9 protein-coding genes and 1 tRNA gene are annotated in these 17,138 nt (G+C 62.4%); 6 read left to right on the top strand and 4 right to left on the bottom strand.

The genetic code is table 11. The features are described from left to right. Window positions 1-20: 20 nt before the first annotated feature. Window positions 21-272 (bottom strand): hypothetical protein, encoded by a 252-nt coding sequence (locus AC3WVQ_RS01185; protein ID WP_371589643.1) that lies wholly within the window; start codon window positions 270-272, stop codon window positions 21-23. Window positions 273-423: 151 nt separating this feature from the next. On the opposite strand from AC3WVQ_RS01185, the gene AC3WVQ_RS01180 reads away from it, so the two are divergent. Both AC3WVQ_RS01180 and AC3WVQ_RS01175 read left to right on the top strand, forming a co-directional pair. Then, a tRNA-Thr gene (locus AC3WVQ_RS01180) sits at window positions 424-498 on the top strand. Window positions 499-823: 325 nt separating this feature from the next. Next, window positions 824-1,558 (top strand): DNA helicase, encoded by a 735-nt coding sequence (locus AC3WVQ_RS01175; protein ID WP_090294988.1) that lies wholly within the window; start codon window positions 824-826, stop codon window positions 1,556-1,558. A 310-nt stretch (window positions 1,559-1,868) separates the two neighbouring features. Here the strand turns inward: AC3WVQ_RS01175 and pncB are convergent, their stop codons facing one another. The 3 genes from pncB to AC3WVQ_RS01160 all read right to left on the bottom strand — a co-directional run bounded on the left by pncB (window position 1,869) and on the right by AC3WVQ_RS01160 (window position 5,185). Continuing rightward, window positions 1,869-3,173, bottom strand: coding sequence for a nicotinate phosphoribosyltransferase (gene pncB, locus AC3WVQ_RS01170; protein WP_034797014.1), 1,305 nt, complete (start codon window positions 3,171-3,173; stop codon window positions 1,869-1,871). 45 nt (window positions 3,174-3,218) lie between these two features. Beyond that, window positions 3,219-3,818, bottom strand: a complete 600-nt coding sequence (gene pncA, locus AC3WVQ_RS01165; protein ID WP_110818592.1) for a bifunctional nicotinamidase/pyrazinamidase — start codon at window positions 3,816-3,818, stop codon at window positions 3,219-3,221. A 179-nt stretch (window positions 3,819-3,997) separates the two neighbouring features. Then, on the bottom strand, window positions 3,998-5,185 hold the full coding sequence (locus AC3WVQ_RS01160; RefSeq protein WP_034797015.1) for a polysaccharide biosynthesis/export family protein: 1,188 nt from the start codon (window positions 5,183-5,185) through the stop codon (window positions 3,998-4,000). A 408-nt stretch (window positions 5,186-5,593) separates the two neighbouring features. Here AC3WVQ_RS01160 and AC3WVQ_RS01155 point away from each other — a divergent pair, with 408 nt between their 5' ends. The 4 genes from AC3WVQ_RS01155 to AC3WVQ_RS01140 all read left to right on the top strand — a co-directional run bounded on the left by AC3WVQ_RS01155 (window position 5,594) and on the right by AC3WVQ_RS01140 (window position 17,131). Continuing rightward, window positions 5,594-13,105 (top strand): type I polyketide synthase, encoded by a 7,512-nt coding sequence (locus AC3WVQ_RS01155; RefSeq protein ID WP_110818526.1) that lies wholly within the window; start codon window positions 5,594-5,596, stop codon window positions 13,103-13,105. Further along, window positions 13,102-14,517 carry an aminotransferase class I/II-fold pyridoxal phosphate-dependent enzyme gene (locus AC3WVQ_RS01150; RefSeq protein ID WP_060522318.1) on the top strand — a complete coding sequence of 472 codons (1,416 nt, stop codon included), beginning with the start codon at window positions 13,102-13,104 and terminating at the stop codon, window positions 14,515-14,517. Before AC3WVQ_RS01155 ends, AC3WVQ_RS01150 begins: the two co-directional genes overlap by 4 nt. Before the next feature lie 84 nt (window positions 14,518-14,601). Then, entirely contained in the window at window positions 14,602-15,441 is an 840-nt protein-coding gene (locus tag AC3WVQ_RS01145) for an SDR family oxidoreductase (protein ID WP_090294991.1), read from the top strand. Window positions 15,442-15,538: 97 nt separating this feature from the next. After that, window positions 15,539-17,131, top strand: a complete 1,593-nt coding sequence (locus AC3WVQ_RS01140) for an LTA synthase family protein (protein ID WP_110818527.1) — start codon at window positions 15,539-15,541, stop codon at window positions 17,129-17,131. Window positions 17,132-17,138: the final 7 nt, after the last annotated feature.

The raw sequence follows: 17,138 nt of genomic DNA, 5'->3' as shown, positions 1-17,138 counted from the left end.
GATGCCGCTTCCTGCCCGTACTAATCTTGGGATTCGTCCGTTTTTGCGGCAGGAAGACCGCTGACGTCATCGGCAGCGCCAGATCGGCGCGCCCGCATCTGCTGCTTGCGGCGCATGAGGTTGTCGCGCAAGGTCCTGGCAAGACGCGCCTTTTTCAGGTCCGCCTCGGTCGTATCCTTTATCTTTTTCTGGCGCACCTTGCCATCCGCCTGCCGTTCGTCAGGCGGAGGCACGGCTTTGCCGCCTTCTTCGTCGTCTGTTTGCATGCCCATGCCATAGCGCAAAACCAGGGTCTTCGGAAGCACCGGTGACTTTTCTCACAGCTCTTCGCGAAAAACTTCGAATTGCGGCTTGCACTCGCCGCTGAGCTATGGCAATAGCCCCCTCGCTTGATGCGGCTGACACACGAACCGGCCGCCAGATGCTGCTATAGCTCAGGGGTAGAGCACTCCCTTGGTAAGGGAGAGGCCGAGAGTTCAAATCTCTCTAGCAGCACCAGTTTTCTCTTAAAGAAATCAAATTGATACTCGCTCGTAGCACCGCGTGCTTTTGCGGTCTGCGAATGTTTTCGCCTGTCCTATCGCCCCAAACGAGCAGGATCTACGGCGCCCGCGAAAGACGCGCCCCAGGCCGCAGAATTTCTCATCGGATGCAATTTTCGCCTGCTGCCATCTGCGTTATGCTGCGATTCGGGCGCGCCCACGCCTCCCCCCTCCGATTGGGAAAGTAGATTTCATACCGGGCACTCTCATCATCGAACCGACTGTTGGGGCAATGCGCACAAGGAGGGACTGCGACGATCGCTCGTACCAGGAGGTTGCCGATGAAACTGACTGCACCGATCTACCATTTGAAACGCAGGGCGAAACGCCTGTGCCGTGAAGAAGCCATCCCGCTCCATGAAGCGCTTGATCGCATTGCCGTTCAGGAGGGCTACTCCACTTGGAGCCTGCTTGCGGCACGACAAGCGACTGCCGGCACCGCGGCGAGTATGCTTGCCCGGCTCGCTCCCGGAGATCTCGTGGTCCTCGCCGCACGCCCCGGCCAGGGCAAGACGCTGAAGAGCCTCGAGCTTGCCGTAGAGGCGATGAGGGCCGGCCATCGCGCCTACTTCTTCACACTGGAATATACCGTGACGGACGTCATCGAGCGTTTTGCGGCCATCAGGGCCGACCATGGCCGGTTTGCCCCGCTGTTCGAGATCGATTGCTCCGACACGATCAGCGCCGACCATATCGTCGGCAAGCTGTCCAAGGCCGATCCCGGCACGCTGGTGGTCGTCGATTACCTCCAGCTTCTCGATCAGCGACGTGACAATCCCGCACTTGGCGATCAGGTGCGCAAATTGAGGGCATTCGCGCGGCAACGCGGGCTGATCATCATCTTCATCTCGCAGATCGATCGATCCTTCGAAGCCGCCGTGAAACCACTTCCGGACCTGGACGATATCCGGATGCCGAACCCCGTCGATCTCCGGCTTTTCGACAAGGCCTACTTCTTGAACAAGGGCGAAGCGAGGCTGCTGGCGATAAACCGAAACGAGAGCCTCCCTCGCTGACACGCGGAACGTATTTCCCGATGCTGCGTTAACGTTTCAAAGGCAGCAACGCGGAGGCTTCTCAATGAAAGGTATCGTTCTCTGGCTTATGGGCGTGCCGCTCATCGTCATCATCCTTCTCTACATGTTCGTATTCTAGAGAAGCAAAATGCAACGGCAGGTTGGCATATTAACGCAACCTTAAGATTCCACTGCCAGATTTGATATTGCGATGATGGACAATCGCAACATCTTTGATCCCCTTTTGAAACCGGCTCCTGCCGGTTTCTTTTTTTGATGCGCTCGTTTCGTACTTGGCGTTACTTGGCGGTTAGACCTTGACCGCCTGCTCCACGAAATCCTGCGAGCCGAAGAACTTGAGGTAGCGCTCGACCTCGGCCGGGTCACCGGTCGCCTTGCGCGGATTGTCGGAGAGTTTTACCGCCGGCCGGCCATCGGCCTCGCTGACCTTGCAGACGATCGAGATCGGACTGAGGCCGCTGATTTCCGTCGGCGCGCAACCGGCAAAATCATTGGTGAGGTTGGTGCCCCAGCCGAAGCTCATGCGCACGCGCCCCTCGAAGTGGCGGTACGTCTCGATGATCGTGTCGACGTCGAGACCATCGGAGAAGATCAACAGCTTTTCCCGGGGATCCCGTCCCATCTTCTTCCACCAGGCGACGATTTTTTCGCCACCTTCGATCGGCGGCGCGCTGTCCGGCCGAAAGCCCGTCCAGTCCGCCACCCATTTCGGCGCGTCACGCAGGAACGCCGCTGTGCCGAAGGCATCGGGCAGCACGATCAGGAGATTGCCGCCATAGAGTTGGTTCCAGTCCTGCAGCACCTTGTAGGGGGCGGCGGCCAGTTCCTTGTCGTTGCGGGCAAGGGCCGCGGCCACCATCGGCAATTCGTGTGCGTTGGTACCAAGCGCCTCCAGATCGTTGTCCATGGCGAGCAAGACATTGCTGGTCCCGGAGAACGAACTGCCAATCCCTTCCTTCAACGCCTCGACGCACCAGCGCTGCCAAAGGAAGCTGTGGCGGCGGCGCGTGCCAAAATCGGAGATCCTGAGGTTAGGGTACTGCCGCAGCCGCTCGACTTTGGACCACATCTTGGCCTTGGCGCGGGCATAGAGCACATCGAGGGTAAAGGGACCGAGGCCCTTCATCGCCGAGCGCGAGCGCAGCTCGTTGATGATCGCCAGCGCCGGGATCTCCCACATGGTGGTCTCTGCCCAGCGGCCGCGGAAGGTCAGCTCGAACTGGCCGTCGCTGCGTTTCAGCTCATAATCCGGCAGGCGGAACTTGGCGAGCCAGGCGAGAAACTCCGGCGAGAAGATCTGCTTGCGGCCATAGAAGGTATTACCCGCAAGCCAGATCATTTCCTTCTTGGAGAAACGCAGTTCGCGCGCGTGATCGAGTTGCTCGCGCAGTTCCTGCTCATCGATCTCGTCGGCGAGCCGCACCGTCTTCGTGCGGTTGATCAGCGAGAAGGTCGCATCGACATCCGGATAGAGCTGCCAGATCATCTGCAGCATCAGGAGCTTGTAAAAATCCGTGTCCAGCAGGCTGCGTACGATCGGGTCGAGTTTCCAGGCATGATTGTAGACGCGCCTGGCGATATCGGTCTTCGTCATCGGTGAAATTGCTCCTTCCTCTTGGGCGAGGCTAGATCATCTCGGTTAGTTCAGCTCGACACCGGCATCACGCATACGCGTCACCATGGCATGAAGCGAGCCGTTGAGGTCGATGCCCCGACAGGCTTCGAGAACGACCGTGGTCGAGAACCCCTGCGCCACCGCGTCGAGCGCGGAGAAGGCGACGCAGAAATCGGTCGCGAGCCCGCAGAGCGTCACCTTTTTGATGCCGCGGTCCCTGAGATAGCCGGAAAGGCCGGTCGGCGTCCGGCGGTCGTTTTCAAAGAAGGCGGAATAGCTGTCGATTTGCGCGCGGAAACCCTTGCGGATCAAAAGTTCAGCGCGGGTCCATTCGAGCGCCGGATGGAAATCGGCACCGGCGCTGCCCTGCACGCAATGATCCGGCCAGAGCGTTTGCGCGCCATAGGGCATGGCGATCATTTCGAAGGGATTTTTGCCGGGATGGCTGGAGGCAAAGCTGGAGTGGCCGGAGGGATGCCAATCCTGGGTCAGAACCACATGCTCGAAGCGGCCGATCAGCCCGTTAATCATCGGCACGATCTCGTCGCCGCCCGCAACACCAAGCGCTCCGCCCGGGCAGAAATCGTTCTGCACATCCACGACGATCAACGCTTTATCCGCCATCATTCACCTCTGGACGATCAACTGCTTATCGATCACCAAAATCGATTTAAGTCCAAGATCAATCACAGAATTTGAGCGACGACAAGCCAGTTCCGCAGGCTTCCGAGATCGGAAGGGCAGATAAGCAAAAAGGGCGTCGGCCATGGCCGACGCCCTCGAACAAATGCGATCGAAAACGATCAGTTTCCGAGATTGTTGATGTTATCTGCGATCGAGAAGCCGGAATTGGCGATGCCGACCGGCTGGGCGACGAAGTTCAGGAACTTCGAGAAATCGACCGACGGGTGACGCGAGGCATAGATGACGTCGCGGTTCTTGACCGGGAAGGTCTGGCCGACAATCAGGCTGTCCGGCTTGCTCATGTCAAAGCGGTAGACGATCGGGTAGCGCCCCACGCTGTCGGTCTTCATGCCCTTACGCAGCATTTCGTTGAAACGCTGCTGACCGAGCAGGCTCATGACCACATCAGGCTCTTCGTAACGGAAGATGAAATAGCCCTTCATGTCGAGCGTGTAGTCCGAGCCACCGCCGGCAAGGCCCATCGCCTCGAGCAGATTGAGATCGTTGGCGCCGAATTCGACGCGCTGGTTGGCCTTGACCGCACCGAGGATCGTGAAGCGGCGCGGATCGCGCGTCACGAAGATCTGGTCGCCCGGCTTGACGTGGATATTTTCCGACGGGTTCTCGATGATCGACTTGAGGAGAACCGTTCCGGTCTTCTTGCCGCGCACCAATGTGACGAAGGTTTCATATGGCTGCGCGACCGGGCCACCGGCCTTGGCGATGACCTCATTGATCGTTTCGTCGACGAGACTCAGCGGCACCACCGACGATTTGCCGACGGCACCCGAAACCGTAACGTTGCGCGATGCGGTGCTCATGCTCGTGACGATGACGTCGGGCTCTACGGCCTTCTGCTTCAGCGCTTCCAGAATTTCCTGGCGCGCCTGCTCCAGTGTCAGGCCGGCAAACTTGACCGGGCCGACATAGGGGATGGCAGCCTTGCCATCCGGCTGAACGACGAGATCGATGCTCGTCTGCTTGGAGTCCTGCGTCGAGAACAAGCCGTCGCTGCCGGCTTCGAAGATCGAGACCTTAAGCTGGTCGCCAACGCCGATGACGACGCGGCCAACACCGCCGCCAATGCCGAAACGGCGATTAAGCGTCGAGGAGACATAGTCGGAAACGAGACGCGCGGAGCGTCCGTCCACATCGACGATGTCGAAAACCGTTGCATTCTGGCGGCCGATCTCGGCGCCTGACTGGCCGGCGTCCTTGACGATCGCTCCGGCCAGCGGCCCTTCACCAGGCACAGCCTGGCACCCGACGAGGGCGGAACAAAGCAGAAGGGCACTGACTCGTTTCAACTACGACACTCCACATTCGGCACAGCCATGATTTTGCTCATGGTTCCGCGCCGCATCATCCCCCGGCAGGGAATTTCGCCGGTCTCTGAAAAGCACAATCGCCGTCCCACAACAAGTCACCTCAAGACCAAGACGGGCAATTTATTTGAGCCCGCGTCTTTCTGGTCATACCTTCGATACCTTGAGCGTGGTTTGTCGCCCAATCCGACTTGGACTGGCGTTGACAGCGTGTATATCTTCAGTCTTTGGGGTTGAAAGCTAGGGACTTTAAGTTAAAAGCTGACTAATGAGGCGGAACGAATATAGCTGGGGATAGCCCGCAAGCATGACGATTGGCGATTGCAATTCAACTTCCGCCGCGCAATCGCAGGTGCAACTTTAACGGCATTTTAGAGCGTTCGATCATACATGGCTGTTGAGATTATTGGGCGTGCATGCCTCGCCCCTGGAGCAGAATCGCCCTCGGCGTTGTTCAAACTTCTACGTCAGGGCAAGTGCACCGTCACCAGCATTCCATCGGATCGCTGGGACGTGGCGCGATTCTGGCATCCCGTCATGGGCACGCAGGGGAAGACCTATTCCTTCGCGGCCGGCGTGCTGGATCAACTCTATGATTTCGATCCGGCCGTCTTCGGCATGTCGCAGCGCGAGGCCATGTATATGGACCCGCAGCAGCGCGTGCTGCTCCAGCTCGCCTGGCGGGCGCTTGAAGACGCCAACATCTCGGCGACGTCGCTGCACGGCGAAAACGTCGGTGTCTATATCGGCGCATCGAGCCTCGACCATGCGAATCTGACGGTCGAGGATCCGGCCGCGGCTGGCCCGTACTTCATGACCGGCAACACCCTGTCGATCGTCTCCAACCGCATCTCGCACATCTTCGGCCTCAGCGGCCCGAGCATGACGGTCGACACCGCCTGTTCCTCCTCGCTGGTCGCCCTCGACCAGGCGATGCGGGCGCTCAACGCCGGGGAGATCGACACGGCGATCGTCGGCGGCGTCAACATCCTTGCCCACCCCCTGCCCTTCGTCGGCTTCGCCCAGGCACGCATGCTGTCGCCGGAAGGCCTCTGCCGCGCCTATGACAACGACGGCGCCGGCTACGTGCGCGCCGAAGGCGGCGTGGTCTTCGTGCTGCGCCGTTCCGACCGGGCGCGCCGCGAGAAAGACCGCAGCTATGCGCGCATCGTCGCGACCGGCGTGAATTCGGCCGGCCGCACCAACGGCATTTCGCTGCCGTCGCGCGAAGCCCAGGCCAACCTGCTGAGAGCGATCTACGAAGGAAACGGCATCGACGCCAATCAGGTGGCCTTCGTCGAAGGCCACGGTACCGGCACCAAGGTCGGCGACCCGGCGGAAGTCTGGTCGATCGGAACGGTCATCGGTGCCAAGCGCCGGGCGCCTGTGCCGATCGGCTCGATCAAGTCGAACATTGGCCATACGGAACCCGCCTCTGGCCTCTTCGGCATGCTGAAGGCCATGATGGCGCTTGAGAACAACTACCTGCCGGCTTCGCTGCACTTCGACACGCCGAACGAGCATATCGATTTCGACGGCCTGAACGTCCGTGTCACGGCAAACCCGATCGAGCTTCTGCGCGGCAAACGCGCGCGTCTTGCCGGCATCAACTCGTTCGGTTTCGGCGGCGCCAATGCGCACGTCGTTATCAGCGATCCTGAACCGGCCGCCGATGAAAAGGCCGCAAACCCGTCGTCTTCGGGACATGTGTTCCTCGCAAGCGCTCATACGCAGTCGAGCCTGGAAGCCCTTCTCAAGGATTACAAGACCGCTTTCGCGCATGCTTCCAAGGGTGAAGCCCGTGCGATGATCGCCGCATCGGGTGCCAACCGCACCCATATGCGCCATCGGTTTGCCGCTCGCAGCGACCAGCCCGAAGATATCGTCCGTGCGATCGCCAGCCACCTGGAAAAGCCCGGCTCGGATATCGGTGAGGTAGGCGAGGCCGTCGTTCGCGACGCCAAGGTCGCGTTCGTGTTCTCCGGCAACGGCTCGCAATGGGCGGGCATGGGTGTGGAAGCCTTCCGCGAAAACCTGCATTTCCGCCAGTGTTTCACCTCGGTCAGCGCGCTGTTCAAGTTCCATTCGGACATCGCGCTCACCGATCTCCTGACCGATCCTGATCTCGACAAGAAGCTTGCCGACACGAAGATCGCCCAGCCGCTGCTGTTTGCGGTGCAGGCCGCCCTGTCGGATTCGCTGGTTGCCATGGGCATCAAGCCGGTCGCCGTCTTCGGTCACTCCGTCGGCGAAATCGCCGCGGCCTATGCCGCTGGCGCGCTGTCGCTCGTCGATGCCGTTTCGATCGTTGCGAAACGTTCGCTGCATCAGGACCTGCTTGCCGGCCACGGCACGATGGCGGCCGTCATGCTCGGTGAAGAGGCTGCTCGCGCCTTTGCCGAGGCTCGCGGCCTTGACGAACTCTGCGTTGCTGCGGTCAACGCCCATAATTCCGTGACGATCTCGGGCCCGGCCGACCAGATCTCGGCCTTCCGCGATGCCGCCCGCAAGGCGAAGATCCCGGTCCAGATCCTCGACATCAACTATCCGTTCCATCATCCGATCATCGATCGGGCGAAGGATGCCTTCCTCTCGGACATCCCCGATATCGCACCGCGCCGCACCGAACTCGCCTATCTTTCGACGGTCACGGGTGCCGCGCTCGAGGGCACGCAGCTCGATCCGGAATACTGGTGGAAGAACGTTCGCGAGCCGGTCCGCTTCCAGGCGGCTGCGGAAGCCGCGATCGAAATGGGCTGCCGCCTGTTCATCGAGATTTCGCCGCGCCCGATCCTGTCGTCCTACGTCAAGGAGACGATCAAGCAGGCAGCAGCCCCCGGCATGGTGGTGCCCACGCTGCTCAGGGACGTCGCCGAAAGCGGCCAGGATCCGATCTCGGCCGCGATGGCACGTGCCGTTGCGCACGGCGCCGTCGTGGATACGACCCGGGTATTCGGCAAGCGCAATGCATCGATCGCCCTGCCAAGCCTGCCCTTCGAGCCCGTCGAACTGCGCCCAGCGGCAACAACTGATGCCACCGACCTGTTCGGCCGGATTGCCAGACCATACCGCCTGACCGGCTGGCGCAGCGATCCGAACAGCGGCAGCTGGAAAAACCATATCGACGCCCATCTCTTCCCGGATCTTGCCGAACACGTGGTGGACGGCAAGGCGATCCTGCCGGGCAGCGGCTTCATCGAGATCGCCGTTGCTGCGGCACAGCAGTTCTATGGCAGCGAAGAAGTCGAGATCACCAATCTCGAAATCGTCCGGCCGCTGGAACTCAGCGACACAAAAATCATGGAGCTGTCGACCGTCCTTTCGCCAGAGACCGGCGACCTCGAAATCCGCTCGCGTGAACGGCTGTCGGAAGACGACTGGGCCGTGCACGCGGTTGCCCGCTGCCGCAAGCCGCTGCCGGCCGGGGACCGCGCCTATCCGTCGCTCGCAGGCCTCGCCAAGACGGCGACGGTGGCACCGGGTCGCGCCTATGAGACGGCGCGGCAATTCGGCCTCGACTACGGTCCTCGCTTCCAGCTGCTCGCAAAAGCGGTTGCCTATGGCGACCGCCTGGTCGATGTCGAGCTGAAGACGGCCGAAGCCACCGGACACCCGCTGGTCAGCTATGCCCTGAACCCGATCTCGGTCGATGCGACCTTCCACGGGCTGGTCGCGCTCTTCGACCGATTCACCGGCGACAAGAGTGGCGCACCCTATATTCCCGTCCGCTTCGGTTCGGTTCGTGTCGTCAATGGCGGCCTGCCGATCGCGCGCGCGATGATCGAAATTGAACGCGTCAGCACCAATTCGATCAAGGCGAAGTTCCACTTCTTCGGCCAGTCGGGCGAGCCGATCGCGCATTTCGAGGATTGCCGTTTCCGCCGCACCTATCTGCGCAAGCACAAGACGCTCGATGCGCTGTCCTTTCACTACGAGGCAGTACAATCGGAAGTCGCCCTGCCAGGCCTTCTGCGCAACAGCCTTGTGCCGGTATCGATCGCAATGCCGGCCCCCGGCGAGGCTGGTGTCGACAATGCGACGCTGCTCTTCAATGCCGCGATCTACCGCGCCTGCCAGGAGATCGCCCTCAAGCTCGGTAAGGGGCGTTCCACGATCCAGGGCGGCAATCTGCCTGGCGATTTCGCCTTCCAGTGTTTTCTGACGAGCTGCCTCTACGTGCTCGAAGATGCCGGGCTCTGTGAGCACAAGGATGGTGTGTGGACCGTCGCGCAGGAATTCAACCTGCCGAGCGTGCCTGAAATTCTGAGCGAGCTTTACGGCGAACGGCCTGACCGCGCCGTCGAGGCCGTGCTGATCAATAACGCCTATGCGGAAGCCCTTGCCCGCATCGACGCCTTGCATGCGGGCGACGAAGCGGCCTCGGGATCGAGCTTCATCAGCGACGCCACGATCGACCATCAGGCGGTTCATTCGGAGGCAAGCCGCCAGCGCATGGCCTTCGTGCTGGAGGCTCTCGAAACGGCCCTATCGGCACAGTCCGCCGGAGCGCGCCTGCGCATCGTCGAACTCGGCAGCGTATCCGCCGGTTTCACTAAGCGTCTGGCCACTCTTGCCGAAAAGCATGGTGCAAGCCTCACCGTGTTCGAAGCTCGCGATAACGCCCAGCGCGGCCTTGAGCTAGCCTTCGAAAACGACGCCCATGTACACATCCTCAAGAAGGGCGAACTCGCGACGCTTGCGGCCTTCGATCTTGCTGTCAGCGCGTCCGACGGGTTCTACGGCCTGATCGAGGACGATGTGGCGGTTCGCACAGCGTTGCGCACGGCACTGCGCCCTACGGGTGGGCTGATTGCCGCGGTCAGCGCGCCATCGCTGTTCAACGACTTCGCGCTTGGCCTGTCCGAGGGCTGGTTCGCGCGCAGCCAGACGGCGGAGTTTCCGATCGGCAACCTCGCGGCGGCGCCGCACTGGCAGAAATGCCTCGACGATCTCGACCTGCGGGACACCGACATTGCCGACCGCGAATGTGCAAGCGGCAACGTCATCCTGCTCGAAGCACGTGGCGCAGCAACTGCTGCCGCAGACGCGGCGGTGCCGGCATCCGTCCCCCACCTGCTGCTGGAGATCGCGGGGCACGAACAGCGCGAGCCCTCTGGTTCAGCCATTCGCGTCAGCCTGACCGGCGACGCGGCTGCGGACAAGGCCGCGCTCCTGCCAGCCCTCGAGACGCTGGGGGGCCAACCGCTTCGGGCAGTCTTCCTTGCCTTGCCGGCGGCCGCGTCGCGCACCGACGATTCCGCCTCTCTACAAACACAGATCCTCGCGCTCGGCACGTTTGCCGAAGCATTGCGCCAGCATATCGGCGGTACGGAGCCAGCGGACGACAAACGGCCCCGTCTCGTGCTTGTCGCGCCGGGCGGCGCACCGATCGCCAGCCGGACGGTCGGCGCGGCGGTCGCAAGCGACGGCGTCAATGCCGGCCTCTGGGCTTTCGCACGCGTGCTTCAGAACGAATACGAGTTCCTCGACGTCCACTCGCTCGACATCGACGGTTCACCGACGACGGATGCTGAGATGGCTGCGGCATTGCCGCTGCTTGGCGCGATGGGAGTAAACCGCGAATGGCTGCTCGAAGGCGAGGCTGGCGCTGCGCTTTCGGAGATCCGCGCCGTGCCTGGCCCAGTCGACAATGCGCACGCGGCAACGGCTGACTTCAAGGCTGCAACCATCCGCCAGCGCGTCAGCTCTCAGGTCGGCAGCATCGTCTGGGAAGAAAGCGACATCCCCTCGGCAGGCCCGGGTGAAGTCGTCGTCGCGGTCGCAGCCACCGGCCTCAACTTCCGCGACGTAATGTGGGCGATGGGCCTTCTGCCGGAAGAGGCGCTCGAAGACGGCTTCGCAGGCGCGACGATCGGCATGGAGCTTTCCGGCCACGTGGTCGCGGTCGGCGACGGCGTCGATGACCTCGCCGTGGGCGATGCCGTCATGGCGATTGCATCCTCCGCCTTCTCGACCCACGCGGTCGTTTCGCGCGCCGGCGTCGCCAGGTTGCCGCAATCGGTCAGCCCCGTCGCCGCGGCGACGGTTCCGGTCGCGTTCCTGACTGCCTATTATGCGATGGTCGAGCTTGGCCGGATCCAGCCTGACGAAACGATCCTCATCCATGGCGCCGCCGGCGGCGTCGGCCTTGCCGCGCTGCAGGTCGCAAAGCTGAAGGGCGCCAAGGTCATCGCCACGGCAGGATCGCGCGAGAAGCGTCGCTTCCTGTCGATGCTGGGTGCCGATCACGTCTTCGATTCCCGTTCGCTCGATTTCGTCAACGACGTTCGCGCCGTGACGGGCGGTGAAGGCGTCGATCTCGTGCTCAACTCGCTGTTCGCCGAGGCCATGGAGCAGAGCCTGGCGCTGGTGAAGCCCTTTGGCCGCTTCCTTGAACTTGGCAAGCGCGACTATTACGCCGACAGCAAGATCGGCCTTCGGCCGTTCCGCCGCAATGTCAGCTATTTCGGCATCGACGCCGACCAGTTGCTGGTCAATCAGCCGAAGCTGACCAAGCGGATCTTCACCGAGATCGGAGCACTGTTCGAAGACGGCAAGCTGACGCCGCTTCCCTATCGCGCCTTCGACTTCGACGAGATCGGCAACGCCTTCCGACTGATGCAGAATGCCGGGCATATCGGCAAGATCGTCGTGCTTCCTCCGGTCGCCGGCACGCACCGCGTTGCCAAGCGTCCGCATGGCGGCATGAAGGTCGATCCGAACGGCATGCATCTCGTCGTCGGCGGCATCGGCGGTTTCGGCCTGGCTGCCGCCAACTGGCTCGTCGAAAAGGGTGCGACGAAGGTCGCGCTCTGCTCACGCCGCGGCCTGGCGGACGCCGAAACGACGGCAATGATCGAAGCTTGGACGAAGGCTGGCGTATCCGCCACGGTTCATGCCTGCGACGTCACCGATCCGGCAGCGACGGAGCGCCTGCTCAAGACGTTGCGCGCAGTGGCACCGCTGCGCTCGATCGTCCATGCCGCAATGGTGCTCGACGACGCGCTGATCAGCAACCTCAACCGCGAGCGAAACCGGCCGGTCATCGACACCAAGGCCAAGGGTGCCGCGGTTCTCGATCAACTGACCAGCAACGACAAGATCGACAACTTCATCCTGTTCTCGTCGGCGACGACACTCGTCGGCAACCCCGGACAGGCGAATTACGTCGCGGCCAACGGCTATCTCGAAGGTCTCGCCCGCGCCCGTCGCGCACGCGGCCTTGCGGGTCTCGCCGTCGGGTTCGGCGCCATCGCCGACAGGGGCTATCTGGTCCAGAACACGGATGTGAACGACATCCTCGCCAAGCGCATCGGCAAGACCGCGCTGAAGGCGCAGACGGCACTCGACATGGTCGAGAGCCACCTGGCCTTCGATCCAGGCACCGTCGATGCGGCAACCGTGATGATCTCGGAGATCGACTGGTCGGCGGCACGCAATCTGCCTGTCGCCAAGAACGCGCTCTTCGAAGTCATCCTGCGCAGCGCCGACCAGCATGCGACGGGCGGCGAAGGCACCAAGATGGACCTCGTCGCGATGATCGAGGGCAAGTCGCCACAGGAAGCCGAAGACATTCTCTTCGACCTCGTCGCCGGCGAAATCGCCGCAATCCTGCGCGTATCGAAGGATACGGTCACGCGCAGCAAGGTTCTGAAGGAAATCGGGCTCGACAGCCTCATGGCCGTCGAACTCGGCATGAGCTTCCAGCAGAACACCGGCTTCGACATGCCGCTCAGCGGCGTCGCCGACAACACGACGGTTGGCGATGTCGCCCGCAAGCTCTATGAGAAGGTGAGCAAGCGCGACCAGAGCGACGATGCCGAGCCCGCCGACGACAAGATTGTCAGCGAACTTGCGCAGCGGCACGTCGGAACGGCGAAGGAAAAAGCACAAGGCCAATGAGCACGAACGGAAACGGTCCAGGCGCATCCAAGATGACCAGCAGCCTCAAAGAGAACCTGCTGGACCGGATGAGAAACACGCATCAATCCTCCGAGCGCAACCGCATGGCGCGCTCGGAGCGGGAGATGCCGCCGCCGGCGCGCCGGCAGCAGGCCCGTTTCGAAGACCTGCCGGAATACAAGCAGGTGATGACCCAGAAGTTCGCAAGCGAGCAGCTCGGCATCGCCAATCCATTCTATCGTGCGCACCAGACGGCGGCGGGCGCGACCACCGTCATCGACGGCCGGAAGCTGATCAACTTCGCCTCCTATGACTACCTTGGCCTCAATCGCCATGCGGAGGTGCTTGCGCGGGCACGCGATACCATCGGCACCTTCGGCATTTCCGCCTCGGCGAGCCGCCTCGTCGCCGGCGAGCGCCCGGTGCATGTGGCGCTGGAAGAGAAGATCGCCGGCTTCTATGGCGTCGATGCCGCCGTCTGCTTCGTCAGCGGCTATCTCACCAATGTCGCCGCCATCAGCTGCCTGATGGGACCGAAGGACCTCGTCGTCCACGACGAGTTCATCCACAACAGCGCCCTTGCCGGCGTCAAGCTCTCGGGCGCGACTCGACGCCTGTTCAAGCACAATGACGTCGCCGACCTCGAACACGTGCTACGCACCGTCGCCGGCGACTATCGCCGCATCATGGTCATCGTCGAGGGCATCTACTCGATGGACGGCGATGTCGCCGACCTGCCGGCGCTTCTGAAGCTCCGGGCCGAATACGGCTTCTGGCTGATGGTCGACGAAGCGCATTCGCTCGGCGTTCTCGGCAAGACCGGCCGCGGGCTTGCAGAGCATTTCGGCGTCGATCCCCGCGAGATCGACATCTGGATGGGCACGCTCTCCAAGACCACGTCGAGCTGCGGCGGCTACATCGCCGGCAGCGAAGCGCTGGTCGAGGTGCTGAAGGCATCGGCCGGCGGCTTCGTCTACAGCGTCGGCCTTGCGCCGGTGCTGGCGGCCGCGGCAACCACAAGCCTGGAGGTGCTGGAACGGGAGCCGACGCGCACGGCGGCGCTGCGCCGCAACGGCGCGCTCTTCCTCAAGCTTGCCAAGGAAGCGGGGCTCGACACCGGCCTCAGCAGCGGATTTTCCGTGGTTCCGGTTCTGGTTGGTGATTCCCTGCGTGCGGTGCAGCTGTCGAACGACCTGCTTGCCGAAGGGGTCAATGCGCTGCCGATCATCCACCCGGCGGTCCCGGAAGGCCTGGCTCGGCTGCGCTTCTTCATCACCAGCGACCACACGGAAGAGCAGATCCGGCGCACGGTAACACTCACGGCCGAGCGTCTGGCCGACCTTACCGAACGCAACTTCGGCCTTGGCGGCATCGACATCGACCAGATGATGAAAGCGCTCTCGGCGCGCTGACCCGATCGCATTTGCTGCCGGGTCAGGTGGTCGCGGAAGCAGAGCCGCTTCGCACTCTCCCGAACTCTGGAGCGGAATACCAGCATGGCGCATGTGATCATTACCGGTGGCTCGAGCGGTATCGGATTTGCGGTCGCATCGATCTACGCGGCGCGCGGGGCGCGCCTCTCGCTGATTGCCCGCTCCCGTGGCCTCCTGGAAGGCGCGCAGGCAAAACTTATCGCATCCAGTGGGGCGAACGCCGACAGCATCCGGATCGAGGCCGCCGACGTCGCGGTGGAAAACGATGTCGAAGCGGCCATCCGTCGGTGCGAACAGGCCTTCGGCCCCTGCGATATCCTGGTAGCATCGGCCGGCATTGTCGAACCCGGCCGGTTCGAGGAGCTCGACAGCGCTTCGTTCCGGCAGCAGATGGACACCAACTTCTCCGGCACGGTGCATGCGGTCCGGGCGGTCTATGACAGCATGAAGCGGCGCCGTCGGGGCCGGATCATGATGATCTCGTCCGGCGCAGGGCTACTCGGCATCTATGGTTATTCGGCCTATTGCGCCTCCAAGTTCGCCGTGCACGGCTTCGCCCAGGCGCTGCGTTCAGAAGCCCGTCCGCACGGCGTCAGTGTTTCCGTCTGTTTTCCGCCGGATACGGAAACGCCGCAGTTTCAGCGCGAGCTGGCGGCTCGCCCGCCGGAAGCCGCCAGGATCATGGGCACGGTCCGGCCCTGGCCGGCCGAAGCGGTGGCCAAGCGGATCGTCAAGGGAACAGACCGCGGCCGGTTCGAAGTCTATTTCGGCACGACATTGTTTCTACTTGGACGCTTCGCTCCCGCCGTTCGTCCCCTGCTCAACTGGTGGTTCGACCGGGCGATTGTGCGGTGCGGCAACACGGCGACGCATAATCGTGGAGTGTCCGAGCACCGGACCTGACGGTGCTTGTACCTAGCATCGATAAGATCTAAGTGTCGGGCGGACGCTGTGCCGCATAAAGCGGCATCGGCCGGCATGAAGACATGAAGGTTTCCGCTTGGCGTTGCTTCCCTTTCAGCTGCACGACTATCCGATAACACTGACGCTTAGTTGTTATCTGCTGTCCTGCGCGGTGATCTTCTTCACCGACCGTTTCGCTCTGCCGAAGCGGGAGCGGCGCGCCAATCCTTCGCCTTTCGGACGCACGCAGGACGTGATCGACGTGCTTGCCCGCCTGCCTGTCATCGCTCTGGTCTTTGCCGGTTTCTTCGCCGGATCCTGGCGTCCGCTCTATGCGGCGGCGGGCACGATGAGCTTCTTCATCATCTTCACCGGCATTTCCCGCGCCAAGTTCAAGTTCATCCGTGAACCGCTGATCTTTTCCGACATCGCGCTGGTCGTCGACGTGTTCAAGTACAAGACAATCTTCTATGCGAGCTCACTGAACGTCGTCTTCTGGACCGTCGCCTTCCTCTACGTCTTTGGCGTTTCCGGCCTTTACATGTATTTCGAGCCGGCGATTCTGCCGGACCGGGGCAATGCCTTCTGGATCCTCGTGATGCTCGGCATCGCCTATGGTCCCTGGCTCCTGCTCTTCTACGGCCCGGTGAACCGCCCGACGGCCGCGCTGGTACAGCGGCTGCTCAAGGTCCTCGACGTCAAGATGAACACGGTGCGCTTCGGTACCTTCGGCTCGGTCGTCTTCCGTTTCATCATCTGGCTCGGTGTGCGTCGCGAAAAGATCGTCGCGGATCTCTCCAAGATCGTCCGGGCCGCCGTGCAGGATCTGATCGGTGACGACGGCTCGCCGCTGATCGTCGTCTGGCAATCGGAATCCTTCATCGACATGCGGCACTTCGGCGTCGATACGCTGAAACTGCCGACGCTCGACCGGCTGCGGCGCGAGGCGGTTCAGTGGGGCCGGCTCAGCAGCGTGTTCGAAGGCGGCTATACGCTGCGCACCGAATTCGCCGTGATCAGCGGCCTGGTGCCCGACGATATTCATGTCGACGCCAGCTATCCCTATCTGCGCGCATCGCACTATGCCGACGTCGTCTGGCCCGGAAAGTTGAAGCGTGCCGGCTGGAATACCCACTTCATCCATCCTTATGACCGGACCTTCTTCCTCAGGCACAAGGCGATGCCGCAGCTCGGCTTCTCCAAGCTGACGATGCTCGACGGTTTCGACCATCGCCCAGAGCGAGACGGACCCTACGTCTCCGACGAGAAGCTCGCGGCGAAGGTGATCGACGCAAGCGAGAAGCTGCCCGAAGACGAAAGCGGCTTCATCTTCGTCGCATCCATGGCCAATCACGGTCCATGGGAGCCGGGCCGCGTCGGCGACCTCACCAATCCCGTCGACATCTATCTGGCCATCCTCGAGCAGTCCGATGCGGCGCTCAACACATTGAGCGAACACCTCGACAAGCTCGACCGTCCGGTCTGGCTCGTCTTCTACGGCGATCACGCACCGCTGCTCAAATCCTTCGCCGACCCCTTCCCGGATCCGCGCACCGACTATCTGATCGTGCCGCTCGCCAAGGCGAAGCGGTCGTCCCATAAGCCGGCCGAACCGAGCAGCGTCGAGGCCTGGAACCTGATCGAGGCGCTTCTCAACCACGCGAACCTGAGAAAGGATACGCTGCGCTAGCGGTGGT

It is taken from the genome of Ensifer sp. EB106-05-01-XG146 (genome assembly GCF_058791875.1).
This window is presented reverse-complemented; position numbering and strand designations above follow the sequence as displayed.

Bases quoted from the DNA above. Each gene is read 5' to 3' on its own strand.
- AC3WVQ_RS01185 (WP_371589643.1), bottom strand. From the start codon at position 272: ATGGGCATGCAAACAGACGACGAAGAAGGCGGCAAAGCCGTGCCTCCG.
- AC3WVQ_RS01150 (WP_060522318.1), top strand. From the start codon at position 13,102: ATGAGCACGAACGGAAACGGTCCAGGCGCATCCAAGATGACCAGCAGC.
- pncA (WP_110818592.1), bottom strand. From the start codon at position 3,818: ATGGCGGATAAAGCGTTGATCGTCGTGGATGTGCAGAACGATTTCTGC.
- AC3WVQ_RS01155 (WP_110818526.1), top strand. From the start codon at position 5,594: ATGGCTGTTGAGATTATTGGGCGTGCATGCCTCGCCCCTGGAGCAGAA.
- AC3WVQ_RS01145 (WP_090294991.1), top strand. From the start codon at position 14,602: ATGGCGCATGTGATCATTACCGGTGGCTCGAGCGGTATCGGATTTGCG.
- pncB (WP_034797014.1), bottom strand. From the start codon at position 3,173: ATGACGAAGACCGATATCGCCAGGCGCGTCTACAATCATGCCTGGAAA.
- AC3WVQ_RS01175 (WP_090294988.1), top strand. From the start codon at position 824: ATGAAACTGACTGCACCGATCTACCATTTGAAACGCAGGGCGAAACGC.